Here is a 13,773-nt window from a genome sequence, read left to right as displayed (position 1 = left end):
CCGTGCGGGAGCGTGCAAACCCGATGAGTCCCCTCCCCGGTGGTCCATTCGAACCTGTCCGCCACGCGTCCAAGGACGATGCGTCCTCACCGGTCACGGCTGCCGCGCGTACGCCGCGAGACGCGAATCAGCCCCCTGTTCCGGCCGACGAGGCCAGCATGTCCCCACAGACCCGCTTGCAGGTCCTGCGGGAGATGATGGCCGAGGCGTTCCTGGCGCTCGACGCGCAGGGAACCATCCATGAGCTCAACCACCGCGCCGCGTCGCTGCTGGGTCTGCCCTATGGCACCTGCCAGGGAATGACGCCGTGGGCGGCGCAGCCGATGCTCGCCGGCACGACGTTGCACGAGCGGCTCTTGGACGCGCTCACCACGCGCGAGCCCGCGCGGTTCCTGTCGGAGCTGCCGTCCGGCGTCTGGCTGGAGCTGTCCGTGCGGCCGGTGGGCGGCGAGATGTGGGTGCTGGCCACGGACATCACCCGCCGTCAGCGCGCGGAGACGGAGGTCGCGCGCACCGAGGAGCGCTTCCGCCAACTGGGCGAGCGGTTCCAGGTGGCGCTGGAGTCCGCGCAGATGGCGGTCTGGGAGACGAACCTCGTCACCGGGCAGGTGTTCCGCTCGGAGGGGCATGACCGGCTCTACGGCTACCCGCAGCCGTTGGCGGAGTGGACGCACGAGCGTTTCCTGGCGTCGTTGCACCCGGATGACCGGCCGGCGGTGGAAGCGCAGGTGTCGGCCATCTTCCACAACGACGTGCTGTCGTATTCCTCCACCTTCCGCACGCACTGGCCGGACAACACGTGGCACTGGCTGATCAGCCGGTCGCGAGTCATCCGCGACGCGAACGGCAAGGTGATGGTGGTGCGCGGGGCCATCCTGGACATCACCGCGCTGAAGGAGACGGAGGAGGCGTTGCAGGAGGCGGTGCGCACGCGCGACGACTTCCTGTCGGTGGCGAGCCACGAGCTGCGCACGCCGCTCACGTCACTGCGTCTTCAAGTAGACCTGCTGCGGCGCATGGCCGAGTCGAAGGGCCACGAGCCCTTGGGCTCCGAGAAGGTCACGGTGCGGCTGGACGCGGCGGACCGGCAGCTCAAGCGGCTGACCTCGCTGTTGGACAACCTGCTGGACGTGAGCCGCATCCGCACGGGCAAGATGGACGTCGATCTGGCGAGCGAAGACCTGGCGCCGGTGGTGCAGGACCTGGTGGCGCGCTTCGGGGACGAGGCGAAGCAGGCCGGGGTGGAGCTGGACGCGCGCGTGGAGGGCCCCGCGCCGTGCCGGTTCGACCGGCTCAAGATGGAGCAGGTGGTGAGCAACCTCCTCTCCAATGCGCTGAGATACGGCCAGGGCACGCCGGTGCACGTGGCGTTGCGCCGTCAGGACGGACAGCTGCGGCTGACCGTGCGGGACGGCGGCCCGGGAGTCCCCGTCGCCGAGCGAGAGCGCATCTTCCAGCGCTTCGCCCAGGCGCAGGGCTCCGCGCGCACGGGAGGCCTGGGACTGGGGCTCTACATCGTGCAGCAGATTCTGGAAGCGCACGGCGGACGCGTCTGGGTGGAGGACGCGCCCGGCGGTGGCGCCGCGTTCGTGGTGACGCTGCCGGTGGAAGGCGCGTAGGCGGGCTTCAGGGCACGAGCGGCGTTCCCCCGCTGTCAGCGGGAAAGCCGAGGCGGAGGGACTTCGCCTCGCCCTGCTTCACGTCCACGGGCACGCGCAGGACCGACGGTCCGAACCAGCCGTCGACGGCGAAGAAGGTGTAGCGGCCGGGTGGCAGGTGGCTGAAGTCGAAGTCCACGCGCCAGTGGTAAGGCCCCGGCACATCTGGATCCTCCGGCGGCCATTTCCTCGCGGCGGGATCGCTGGTGAATGCGGAGCGCTGGAGGATCCGCAGGGCTCCGTACGTCTTCGGCATGTCCACATGGCCGGGAACGAGGAAGGTCTCCAGCCGTTCACGTGGCTCCGGGAAGTGCACCTGGAGCGCGCCTCCTCCGTTCCTCGGGACGAAGTCCCTGCGTTCGCGCTCGTGTGGCGAGAGCGAGACGGGCTGGGGTGAGAAGACCAGCGGCGCGGGCCGGGGCCATTGGGCATCCCGGAGCGGCTCGTCCGAAACGTGCACGAAGCACTCGCGGTCCCCTGGAACGCGCAGCACGTAGTGGCCGGCGTCATCCGTCGTGGTGCGGGTGTCGAGCCCGGCCTCGCAGCGCGCCCGGACCGTCACGCCCGCGAGCGGAACGCGCGCCCCATCCGTCACGAACCCCTGGAGCACCCCGTCCGCGGTCAGCCGCAGCTCCACCTGGTCCTCGTGAGCGCCGACTTCGTACAAGGCCGTTCCGCCCTGCTCCTCGTTCACGCTGAGGAACAGGGGGCGATGGGGCAGGTGTTCGACGTGGAAGCGGCCCGCCCTGTCCGCTTCATGCTTGAAGCCGTGCTCGTCGCGCGGGCCCTCCAGGTCGGCGGGGTCCACCCAGTCGACGCGGGCATTGGGAACCCCTGTCTGCCCATCTTCGTGGAGCACCCGGCCCACGAGGGTGTGTCCGGGATCGAGCGTGATGTCCGGGAGCGTCCGCTCCTCGTGCGCGCGAGCTTCGACTCGCAGGCGGAATGGGGCCATGCCCTGCGCTCCGATGAACAGGGCGGAGGGACGCGAGGCGTCCGGGATCCAGGCGAAGCGGCCTTCGCGATGGGCCACCGGATATCCCTGGAGGGAGAACTCCTTCAGGGGCTGCCCATCCGGTTGGAGGACTCGGCCTTTCAGCACGCCAGGAGACTGGAACACCACGGGCCCGCCATTGGGGCCGGAAGGATCTTGTTCCGCGACGCCCACCTTCTGGTGGAGCCCATCCATGGACACGAGCTCGAGCTTGTGGGGGCGAGCCAGGGGATGGCTCAACTCGAAGTATCCGTCCGGACCGGTCCTCGTCCTGCACCTACCCATGAGGCCCCTGCCTTCCGGAGACTCGAGCGCCGTGGCCCGCAGCTGCATGCCGGCCAGGGGTTTCCCATCGGGAGTCACCGCCCTGCCCGTCCATGGACCCGCACTGGCGATGCCTTCGAAGCTCACCGTGACTTCCGCCTTCTGCCCAGGAAGGACGTCAACGTCCACGGTGCGCTCCCACTCGCACCCGGCGGCACGAGCGAAGGCCCTCACGCGGTAGCGCTGCGTCTCGAGTCGCAGGAAGACCCTTCCCTCGGGCGTTTGCTCGGACTCGTGCGAGAGGACCAACCGCCGGTCGACGGGCGTCACGAAGCCAGAAGCGTTGGGGACCCCGCGTCCTTCTGGGTCGATCACCCGCACGAGCAATGACGAGTACCGCCCCATCACGACGGTGAGTTCGGGCTGGGGGGTGACGACCTTCAACCGGCGCCAGCTCCAATCCGCCTTGCTGGCATAGAGCAGGCCTTCGCCAGCGGCCACGCCCTGGAAGGTGAACCGGCCCTGCGTGTCACTGGAGGTCTGCACGAGCGGGGTGGCGACGGAGGAAGAGACAAACCGGAGCCAGACGCTGTTGAGAGGATTTCCCTCCGCATCCATCACGCGTCCGGAGAGGGGCACCGTGCGCACCAGGGACAGCTCCATCCGCGGCTTCGATTCCGGCGCGATCCGGATGTCCGTGCGGAAGGCCGTCACGAAGCCGCGTGCCTGGACCTCCGCGGCATACCGGCCCGGCTTCAGCGCAACGCGTCCGGTCCCCTGCGCGTCCGTCGTGCCGGTCAGCGCGCTGTCTTGCGGCAAGTCCGCGCGCCAGACGTTCACCTGCGCGCCGGATACAGGTTGTCCTTTCGGGTCCACGACCCGGAACATCCAGTTCCCTTCATTCGCCGGTCCGGACGGTTCCAACTCCGGACGCGTGCCCGCGCAAGCGAGCACCACGGCAACGAGCCCCACCCCGCTCCATCGCATGGCGTGAAGCATACGCGATGGGTTCGCGTCAGCGCATGTACGGCCTTCCGCCTCCGCGAGCGGGACGCGCGGACTGGATGACGTGCACGCCGGTCCCGGTCAGCTCCACGGGGATTCGCAGGATCGCGTCCACTCCATCCATCTGATCCCGGATGAAGACCGTGTAGTGCCCCAGGGGAAGATGACTGAAGCGGAAGTCCGCCCCCAACAGGAAGTGGGGAACGAAGGACTCGCTCCCGTTCTCCGACTCCCATGTGTTCGGCATCGGGTCGGATCCGAAACCCGCCCGCATCAGGGCATCCAGCGCCTCGGGCGAGCGAGGCCATGCAACGTCTCCCGGAAGCACGAACGCGGTGACGAACTCGCGAGACGCCTCGACGCTCACCTCCAGCGACGCGGGCCCCCGACGGGGCTCGAGATCCAACGACTGCCGTGAGCCGGACGGAACACGAAGCCGCGTCGAGGAGAAGAACACCGGAGGCGGCTGGGGCGGCCGAGGCGGCCGGATGTTCAGGGGGCTCCCTTCGGGATGCACGAAGCACTCGCGGTCTGCCGGGATGTTCATGGCGTAGTAGCCCGGCCCGTCGCTTCTGGCGCTCATCTTGAACCCACCTTCGCAGCGGACCTCCAGGTTCACCCCCGCCAGCGGAACCTGCCCGCCATCCGTCACGAATCCGTGCAGCTCCGCGTTGGGAACGAGCCGCAACCGCACCGCCGTCTCAGCGGGTTCGAGCGCACGGAGCACGGTCCCGTGTTCCTTCGAAGCGACGCGCAGGAACTGGCGCCGGCCTGGCACCTGCTTGAGTTCGAAGCGGCCCTCGGCGTCGGTCATCGCCCACTGCGAGCGATAGGGTCCATGGCCGTCCAGGTCGAACTCCTCCACGAGCTCGACCTCCTGATGGGGCACGCCCGTGCGGCCGTTCCTCGCGAAGACACGGCCCTGGACGGTGCGGCCCTCCTCGAGGACGACGTCCGGGACCTGGAGCACTTCTCCTTCCCGCCCTTGCGCGCGCACGAGAGCGGGGGCGAATCCCCACACGTCGATGACCCACTGATAGGTGTGGGTCAAGTCCACGTATCGCACGTACTCGCCCCGCGGATTGTTCGGGGAGAGTCCGTTGACTTCGAAGAAGCCCACGGGCTGTCCATCCGGGCGTACGACACGGCCCTTCAGACTTCCAATGAAACTGCGGAACACCACCGCTTCGCCCGTTCCCGTGGGAAACGGACCTCTCGCCTCCCAGCCCCGGGCCCCTTTAGGGGCATCCATTGTCAGGACGCGCGGAGCCTTGAAGACGTGCGGAATGGCGAAGGAGCCGTCCTGCCCCACGACGCCCTCGCACCTGCCGCTCAAGCCCAGGTCGTGCGGCTCTTCCCCCGGCACCCATGCAACCACTGTCCCGTGGTCAAGCGCCTTGCCGTTGGCATCCACGGCCCGCCCTCGCCAGGGTCCAGCGTCATGAAGGCCTTCGAAGCTCACCGTCGCTTCCGCCTGCTGGCCTGGAAGGACCTGGACCTCGATGCCGCGAGTCCACTCACAGCCGGGCACGGGGGCGTACCTGCCGGAGATGAGGTAGCGCCCTGCGGGAAGCTGCTGGAAGACGGTGGCATCTTGCGCCTCCTCCGGGAACAGCTTGTCTGGGTCCATGTCATCCATGGACGAGATGGAGAAAGGCCCTCCAGGCAATGGCTTTCCATCGGGCCCGTGCACCTGAACGCGCAGCGAGCCGAGCCCACCCATCACCACCGCCAGCTCCGGCGCGGGCGCCACGAACTCCAACCGCGTCGGACTCCATTTGTACTTCGTCGCCTGAAGCATCACGCTTCCAGCGGGAACACCGTCGAAGCGGAAGCGCCCTTCCGCATCGCTCTCGGTCTCCGGCGCGGACTTGGTTTCGTTGGAGCGGCTGAGTCGAAGCGTGGCCAACGCGATGGGCTTCCCTCCCGCATCCACCACGCGCCCGGCGATTGACGTCGCGCGCTCCAGCGTCACGTCCAGACGCGCCTCTCCGGTGACGGGGACCCGTGCGTCCGTACGGGTCACGCTCACGAAGCCCGCCGCCTCCGCCTGGAGGACATACCAGCCCGGCATCACCTGGAGCCGGGCCGTCCCCGTCGCATCCGTGGTGCCCGACTTGATGACCAGGCTCCCTCGATCCGCGCCGCGTGCCACCAGCGCCACACCGGGCACGGGTTGCCCGGCCGGATCCACCGTGCGGACGGTGAACGCCACCTCCTCCACGGGCCACCGGGTCTTCGTTTGCACCGGACGCGGCGCTTCCGCGCACGCGAGCACCACGGCCAAGAGCCCCACCCAGCTCCATCGCATGCCCCGCAGGTTAGCAGGACTCGTCGTGGAGGCGGCGCCGGCCTCACTCCACGAGCAGCATCCCTCCACGCTCCAGGGGGAAGCCGAGCGGAAGGGACGTCGTCTCCTCGCGGGTCAGGTCCACCGGCACGAGCAGGACCGCGAACGCGGTGTCCTGGGGTTCGACGACGAAGAGCGTGTAGCGCTTCCTTGGCAGATGGCTGAAGGCGAAGTTCTTCTGCAGGAATTGATATCCAGGCAGGTCCGGATCATTCGAGCGCCAGGAGAACGCGGGCGGGTCGTAGCTGAAGGCGGACCGCTGAAGCGCCTTCAGCTCCGCGAAGTTCTTCGGCATGCGCGCATCGCCGGGGACAAGGAACGGCTCCAGTCGTTCGCGTGGCTCGGGGAAGCCGATCCGAAGCGAGGCGCCAGCGCTTCGGGGCACGAAGTCCCTGCGCTCGCGCTCGCGCGGTGAGAGCGAGACAGCCTGGGGCGCGAAGACAAGCGGCGGCGGCCTGGGCCAGGGCGCATCCCGGAGGTCCGCCTCTGAGACGTGCACGAAGCACTCCCGGTCCGCAGGAACGCGGAGCACGTAGTGGCCCGCTTCGTCGGTCTCGGTACGGGCATCGAGTCCAGCCTCGCAACGCACCTCCACCTTCACGCCCGCGAGCGGAACACGCGCGCCATCCGTCACGAAGCCTTCGAGCGCTCCGTCGGGTTTCAGCGTGAGGTCCACCCGGTCCTCGCGGGGCCCAAGTTCATACAGGAGGGTTCCGGCCTTCTTGTCATTCACCCGAAGGTATTGCCGCCGCCGGGGCACATGGTCGAACTTGAAGCGGCCGGCCATGTCGGCGGGAAGCTCATAGGGAGAGGGCGAACGCCGGATGTCCACATCGGCGGGGTCCACCAGCTCGACTCCCGCCTCGGGCACGGGTGTGCGGCCATCCTCCTCGAACACCTGGCCCACCACGGGGTGCCCGGCATCGAGCGTGATGTCCGGGACCGTCCGCACCTCGTGTGCGCGGCCTTCGACACGCACGCGCGTCGGGGCCAGGTTCGGAGCACTGGCGATCAGCGAATAGGCGCGAGATGCATCCAACCGCCGGAAGAAGCGGCCTTCAGGGTTGGCATTGGAGGTCCAGTCGACGTCGAACCGGGGCAGCGGCTTCCCGTCAGGGCCGAGGACGCGTCCCACCAGCGCTCCAGGCGAGTGGAACACCAAGGGTCCATCCTTCATGTCGGAAGGCGCTTGCTCCGCCTCGCCCACCTGCTCGCGAGAGTCCCGTGTTCGGATCTTGAGCGTGTAGGGCCATGCGAGCGACTGCATCCACTCGAAGCGCCCGTCGGGTCCGGTGGTGGTCTCGCAAAAGCCTCCGGTGCGCATGCCCGCTGGAGACGGGGTCGACGTCGCAAACAGCGACAGGCCCGCCAGCGGCTGCCCATCGGGGGTCACCGCGCGGCCCGTCCAGGGGCTCGTGATGGCGACGCCCTCGAAGCTCACGGTGACTTCAGCGTGCTTTCCGGGAAGGACGTCGACGTCCACGCTGCGCCCCCACCAGCAGCCGGGAGCCGGATTGTAGTGACCTGTCACGCTGTAGCGCTGCGCCGGGAGTTGTTGGTGGAGCAGTCCGTCAGGCGTTCGCTTGATTTCGTATGCCACGCCCAACCGACCCTCCAGTGGGGTGACGTAGCTCCTGGCCTTCGGGAGCGGGTGGCCTTCGGGGTCCACCACCCGCACGAGCAATGACGACAGCCGCCCCATCACGACGGTGAGCTCGGGCTGGGGCGTGAGAGTCTTCAACCGCTGCGGGCTCCACTCCCACTTGTCGACGTAGAGCAGGCCCTCGCCAGCGGCCGCGCCCTCGAAGTGGAACTGGCCCTGCGCATCACTGGTGGCTTCCACGAAGGGAGCGGCGACGTTGGAGGAAGCGAACCGGAGCCGGACGTCCGGCACGGGTTTCCCCTCCACATCCACCACACGCCCGGAGAGTGGCGCAGAGCGTGTCAGGGACACGTCGAGCGCCAGCTTTGATTCCGGCGCGAGCCGGATGTCCGTGCGGAATGCCGTCACGAAGCCACGCGCCTGGACCTCCGCGGCATACCAACCCGGCTTCAGGAGAAGGTGGCCTGTGCCCTGTGCGTCCGTCGTGCCCGACCGTACGTTGTATGTTGGCGGATGATCCGCGCGCCAGACGCTCACCCGCGCACCGGACACGGGGTGCCCGTCCGGATCCACGACCCGGAACATCCACGCCACATCCTCCGCCGGTCCAGGCGTTTCCACCACCGGACGCGGAGTGCCCGCGCACGCGAGCACCACGGCCAAGAGCCCCACCCAGCTCCATCGCATGGCCCGCAGGTTAGCAGGCGCGCATGAACGCCAGACAGTCCCTCAGCCGAAGCGTTCGCGGAAGGTGCTCAGGTTCGGCCCCTTCCCTCCGCGCTCGTACACCGCGAACACCACGCGGCTGAACGCACCCGCCATCGTGGACAGCCCTCGCGCGAAGGCCTCCGCCGCGTCGTGCGGGTTGTTGCGGAACGCGCCGCAGCCCCAGGCGCCCAGGATGATCGTGCGGTGCCCATGGTGCGCCGCCACCTGCAATACCTTGAGCGCTCGCGCGAACAGCACCTCGCGCACCTTCTGCGCGACCTCCGGATCCTTTGCCGGCAGCTCCCTCGCGTTGGGCGCGGGAGCCGTGAGCAGCGACACGGAGAACGGCCGCTCCAGCAGGTCGTAGTGCTCGTTGCGGAAGAACGGCACGTCCGGCGAATAGATGAAGTGATCCGTGTACAGCGGCGAGCGCAGCTTGCGGTTCACGTCGTAGTACTCCGGCCACTTCAACAGGCACGGGTACAGCGCAGAGCACCGCGCCAGGTCCTCCTCCTGCGCCTTCGCGCCCGTGAGGAAGCCGCCACCCGGGTTCACCGCCGACGCGAAGTTGAGCGCCAGCACCCGCGCTTCGCCCTCCTGCTCCACCAGCCGGCGCGCGGCGTCGCCCGTCTTCTCCGGCGTCACCTCGATGGTGAAGCCCGGCACCGGAGCGGGCCGCGTGAGGTGTTCGAAGTCACCGGGGCGCACCAGCACGGTGCCCTCGACCGCGCGCGACACCGCGTCGCGAATGGACACCTCCCGCCCGGACAGCGGCACGTACGTGCCCTGCTCCAGGATGTGAAGGGTCTCGTCCGCGACGCGGTTCAGCGACATGGCGTCACTCGCAGCCGATGCGCTCGGGCGCCACCACGAGGTCGTCGATCCACGTCTCCGACTCGGAGTCGCCCTTCGGGTGCACGAAGCCGTAGCCCACCGCGAAGTTGGTGAACGGCCGGATGCCCACGTCCTCGAAGTCGTACGCCAGCTCCCCATCCGCCCACGCCTGCGCGTGGCCTGTCTTGGCCGTGGCGCTGTCGCGCTCCACGCCCCACTCGATGCAGGTCCACCTGTTGGGTGACACCTTGACGACCACGGGGTCCTGGTTCTGGTAGTTCCAGCCCGTCCCGATCCCCGTCCAGTTGTCCAACGCGAAGCCGCCGTTCGGCAGGGCCTGGAGCTCGATGCCGCCGAAGTCGGTCTCCTTCGGCGAGTAGAGGATGAAGTACGTCCCCATCACGCCCGCCGGCGAGGCCCGGTTCAGGTACACGTACGCACGCGTGTAGAGCTTCGTGCCGAATGCCGGGATGTCCCTGCGCAGGTGCGCGATGGCCTGCTCATCCTTGTTCGGGTCGAAGGGCTCCTCGTTGTGGCCTGCTTCCGTCACCACGTGCACCGCTCCCTTGCCGGAGCGGGTGCGCGAACCGTCGACGGTGATGGTGGCGTTGTGCTTCTCGTCCGGCTGCTTCCAACCGGTCTCCCCGTTTTCGAAGTCCTCGCAGATGTACGCGGAGGCCGGGCACTTGCCATTGCCCGAGCTGGTGCCGCCGTCGGTGTTCGTGCCCGCGTCCGTGCCCGCGTCCGGGGTGTTGTCCGTCTTGCCGTCGTCGCCGCAAGCCGACAGCGCGCCCACCGCGAGGGAAGCCATCATCAACGCCAGTGCCGAAGTCGAACGCATGAGTCCTTCCAGGAAGAGGCGTCGCGCCCTCGCGCTCCTGCCGCGGGGACGGGACGTGTCTCCGTCCTAACACGGCCCCCCGTCCTCCTTGGAATGGGGCCCGGCAGACCCCGGCGGCAACGGCAAGCGGGCAGGCGGTGACGACCGGCCCCGTGGGGCCATGCGGATGTCGTCCGTGGAGGGATGCGCGCGCGGCGCGATCACAAGTGCTCACTAGCGGCGCACCACCCTGCCCGGCAGGTGCGCGTTGCCGTTCCGGCCCGTACTGCTTTCCATGTGAAGCGCCAGCGGCACGGGCGTCACCCTCACGGGCGACAGGAGGGTGGGAGCGGGTGGGGGTTCCTGGCATCGGGGAGAGCGGGAGATGGGAGAGGCCTTCCGAAGACTCACGGTCGTCGCGCCCCCGGCCGACGAAGGCGCCTCCGTATGTGCTCCGCCGCCCGCCCGGCACCTGCCGCCCACCGGTTCGGTGGCGCTCGTCTTCACCGACATCCAGGGGTCCACGCGGCTGTGGGAGCGCTGCGGCCAGGCCATGCGCGACGCGCTGGAGCTGCATGACGGCGTGCTGCGCGCGCTGCTGCTGGGCACCGACGGCTACGAGGTGAAGTCGCAGGGCGATGCCTTCATGGTCGCGTTCGCGTCGCCGGTGGAGGCGGCGCACTGGTGCCTGCGCGCGCAGGAAGCGCTGCTGCACGCGAGCTGGCCGGAGGCCCTGCTCGAAGAGCCGGACGCGGCGGAGGAGCACGCGCCGGAGGGGCTGTCGCACCGGGGGCTGCGCGTACGCATGGGCGTGCACGTGGGCGAGCCCGACTGCCGCCTGGATCCGGCCACGCAGCGGCTGGACTACCTGGGGCCTCCGGTGAACATCGCGGCGCGGGTCGCGGACGCGGGACACGGCGGCCAGGTGCTGTTGAGCGGCGCGGCATGGGCCCGCATCCAGCCGGAGCTGGCGGCGCTGGGGATGCCCATCGCACGCTCGCTGGGGTCCTTCCGCCTGCGCGGCGTGAGCGACAGCGTGGCGCTGGTGGAGCTGCTGCCCGCGTCGCTCGCGCACCGCCGCTTCGGCCCCCTGCGCGCCCCGCGCGAGCGGCCCGGCAACGTGCCCACGCTGCGGCAGGACCTGGTGGGGCGCGCGGAGGAGCTGGATACGCTCCGGCAATGGGTGACGGAGGGCGCGCGGCTGATCAGCATCCTGGGCCCGGGAGGCATGGGCAAGACGCGGCTGGCCACGCACTTCGGCGCGCTGGAGTCGGACGCGGGCGCCTGGGAAGGCGGCGTCTGGCGGTGCGACCTGGAGGAGGCGCTGACGGAGGGCGACCTCTGCCACGCGGTGGGCCGGGCCCTGGGCGTGCCGCTCACCGCTGACGGCGACGGCAGCATGCCCGCGGAGCGGCTGGGGCACGCGCTCGCGGGATGTGGCGACGTGCTCGTCATCCTGGACAACGTGGAGCAGGTGGTGCGGCACGTGCCCGCGACGCTGGGGCGCTGGCGGGTGCTGGCGCCGCGCGCCCGCTTCCTCGTCACCACGCGAGAAGCCCTCCGCCTGCCCGGGGAGCGCGTGCTGGACCTGGCCCCGCTGCGCCTGCCGGATCCGTACGAAACGCGCTGGGACGTCATCCTGCGCTCGGACGCGGTGCGCCTGTTCGTGCAGCGCGCCCGGGAGACGCGCGGCGACTTCGTCCTGACGGACGCGGACACCCCGAGTGTCGCGGACATCGTGCGGCAGCTGGACGGCATCGCGCTGGCCATCGAGCTGGCCGCGGCGCGCGTGAGCGTGCTGGGCGTGGAGCAGTTGCGCGAGCGGCTGTCGAAGCGCTTCGACCTGCTGCGAGTGGGCCGGCGGGACGCGCCCGCGCGACAGGCGACGCTGCGGGGGGCCATCGACTGGTCGTGGAACCTGCTGGAGCCAGCCGAGCGCGCCGCGCTGGCGCAGTGCTCGGTGTTCCGGGGCGGCTTCACGCTGGAGGCCGCGGAGGCCGTGCTGGCGCTGCCGGAGGGCTCGCCGGACGTGCTGGAGGTGGTGCACTCGCTGCGCTCCCAATCGCTCCTGTGCGCGCGCGAGGTGGGGGCGCCCGGCGGCTTCCTGCGCCTGGGGTTGTACGAGAGCATCCGAGAGTACGCGGGGCTGCGGCTGCGCGAGATGGGAGACGAGGCGACGTGCGAGGCCCGGCACGCGGACACGTACCTCCAGGTCGCGGGACGGCTGCGGGAGCGCGTGCAGAAGACGGGCGGCGCGACGGCGCTGCGGCGGCTGGCCCTGGAGCGAGAGAACCTGCTGGCCGCGTGCGACAACGCGATGGCCATCCGCCCCGCGACCGCCGAGTCCCTGGGCCGTGCGCTGGAGACGCTGGTGGCGCTGGAGCCGGATGCACGCACGCGTGGCCCGGTGGGGCTGCTCGTGGGGCGGCTGGAGCGGGTGCTGGAGGCGTCGGCCCACGTCGCCGTGGCGCCGCTGAAGCGCGCGGAGGCGCTCGCGGTGCTGGGCCGCGCGTACATGGACGCGGGACAGGCGGAGTATGCGCGCCAGGCCCTGGAGGAGGCGCGCGGCGTCTTCCACACGCTGGGCGAGACGGCGTCGGAGAAGCGCGTGCTCGTGGACCTGTCCATCGTCGCCCGCCACGCCGGGGACGGGGCCGCCGCGTGGACGCTGATGCGCGACGCGCAGGCGCTGCCCTCCGGAAGCGACCGCTGGCTGGAGGCCTACGCGGTGGGCAACCTGGGCCTCGTGGAGCAGGTGCGCCACGGGCCGGAGGCGGCCATCCCGCACCTGCGCGAGTCGCTGGCGCTGTTCCGCGAAGTGGGTGATGTGACGTTCGAGGTGGGCTTCCTCACCAACTGCGCGGTCGCCATCGGCGAGGCGGGCGACGGCGGCGAAGCCGTGATGCTCCTGGGCGAGGCGCTGGGCCGCGCGATGAGCGTGGAGGACCGCGCGGGTCAGGCGCTCGCGAGCATCAACCTGGGCTGCTACCTGATGGACGCGGGCGGCATCGCGGAGGCCTGCGAACACCTGGAGTCCGCGGTGCGCCTGTCGCGGCTCCTGGGACAACGGCTGCTGGAAGGCACGGCGCTGGGTGAACTGGGCCGCGCCTCGCTCGCCCGGGGTGACTGGACGCAGGCGCGCGCGGCGCTGACGGAGGCGGTCACCATCCTGGGCCGCGCGTCCCGCTGGCAGGCCCTGCGGTTCATCGCGCACCGGGCCGCGCTGGACGCCGCGTGCGGAGAGCTACGCGCCGCGCGCGAGGGCTTCGCCAGCCTGGACGGCGCCCTCGAGCTGCGCGAGGACCCTGCCCTCTTCCAGCTCGTGGATCTGCTCCGCGCCGCGCTCGACCTGGCCGAAGCCGACGCCGCGCCCGCGCGAAGCGCCCAAGGCAACGACGCCAGGGCCGCCGCCCGCCGCCGCATCGAAGCGGCCCGGAACGCCCCGCGCGAAACCGCGTCGTCCGACATCCGCTGCGCGCTCCGCTTCCTGGAGGCCCGCTCTGGCATCACCGGCACGCACCTGGATGCGTGAAGGCG

At 70.2% G+C, this 13,773-nt stretch carries 7 protein-coding genes; 2 read left to right on the top strand and 5 right to left on the bottom strand.

What is annotated here, in order from left to right; translation table 11 throughout:
- The first annotated feature begins 158 nt into the window (after nt 1–158).
- Nucleotides 159–1,619, top strand: coding sequence for an ATP-binding protein (locus tag D7X30_RS11535; RefSeq protein WP_120562941.1), 1,461 nt, complete (start codon nt 159–161; stop codon nt 1,617–1,619).
- A gap of 7 nt (nt 1,620–1,626) precedes the next feature.
- Here the strand turns inward: D7X30_RS11535 and D7X30_RS11530 are convergent, their stop codons facing one another.
- From D7X30_RS11530 to D7X30_RS11510, 5 genes are all read right to left on the bottom strand, one after another.
- On the bottom strand, nt 1,627–3,804 hold the full coding sequence (locus D7X30_RS11530; protein WP_233591518.1) for a carboxypeptidase-like regulatory domain-containing protein: 2,178 nt from the start codon (nt 3,802–3,804) through the stop codon (nt 1,627–1,629).
- A gap of 127 nt (nt 3,805–3,931) precedes the next feature.
- On the bottom strand, nt 3,932–6,217 hold the full coding sequence (locus D7X30_RS11525; RefSeq protein ID WP_233591517.1) for a carboxypeptidase-like regulatory domain-containing protein: 2,286 nt from the start codon (nt 6,215–6,217) through the stop codon (nt 3,932–3,934).
- Between the two features lie 58 nt (nt 6,218–6,275).
- Nucleotides 6,276–8,546, bottom strand: a complete 2,271-nt coding sequence (locus D7X30_RS11520; protein ID WP_233591516.1) for a carboxypeptidase-like regulatory domain-containing protein — start codon at nt 8,544–8,546, stop codon at nt 6,276–6,278.
- 57 nt (nt 8,547–8,603) lie between these two features.
- Nucleotides 8,604–9,416: a TIGR02452 family protein gene (locus D7X30_RS11515; protein ID WP_120562938.1), complete on the bottom strand. Its 813-nt coding sequence runs from the start codon at nt 9,414–9,416 to the stop codon at nt 8,604–8,606.
- Between the two features lie 4 nt (nt 9,417–9,420).
- Nucleotides 9,421–10,257 carry a hypothetical protein gene (locus tag D7X30_RS11510; RefSeq protein ID WP_120562937.1) on the bottom strand — a complete coding sequence of 279 codons (837 nt, stop codon included), beginning with the start codon at nt 10,255–10,257 and terminating at the stop codon, nt 9,421–9,423.
- A gap of 364 nt (nt 10,258–10,621) precedes the next feature.
- On the opposite strand from D7X30_RS11510, the gene D7X30_RS11505 reads away from it, so the two are divergent.
- Complete coding sequence (locus D7X30_RS11505) at nt 10,622–13,768, top strand: adenylate/guanylate cyclase domain-containing protein (RefSeq protein WP_120562936.1); 3,147 nt, start codon at nt 10,622–10,624, stop codon at nt 13,766–13,768.
- Nucleotides 13,769–13,773: the final 5 nt, after the last annotated feature.

The organism is Corallococcus sp. AB011P (genome assembly GCF_003611605.1).
GTDB lineage: Bacteria > Myxococcota > Myxococcia > Myxococcales > Myxococcaceae > Corallococcus > Corallococcus coralloides.
This window is presented reverse-complemented; position numbering and strand designations above follow the sequence as displayed.

Coding starts and splice junctions, on each gene's coding strand:
- D7X30_RS11510 (WP_120562937.1), bottom strand. CDS start 10,257: ATGCGTTCGACTTCGGCACTGGCGTTGATGATGGCTTCCCTCGCGGTG.
- D7X30_RS11535 (WP_120562941.1), top strand. CDS start 159: ATGTCCCCACAGACCCGCTTGCAGGTCCTGCGGGAGATGATGGCCGAG.
- D7X30_RS11515 (WP_120562938.1), bottom strand. CDS start 9,416: ATGTCGCTGAACCGCGTCGCGGACGAGACCCTTCACATCCTGGAGCAG.
- D7X30_RS11530 (WP_233591518.1), bottom strand. CDS start 3,804: ATGTTCCGGGTCGTGGACCCGAAAGGACAACCTGTATCCGGCGCGCAG.
- D7X30_RS11505 (WP_120562936.1), top strand. CDS start 10,622: ATGGGAGAGGCCTTCCGAAGACTCACGGTCGTCGCGCCCCCGGCCGAC.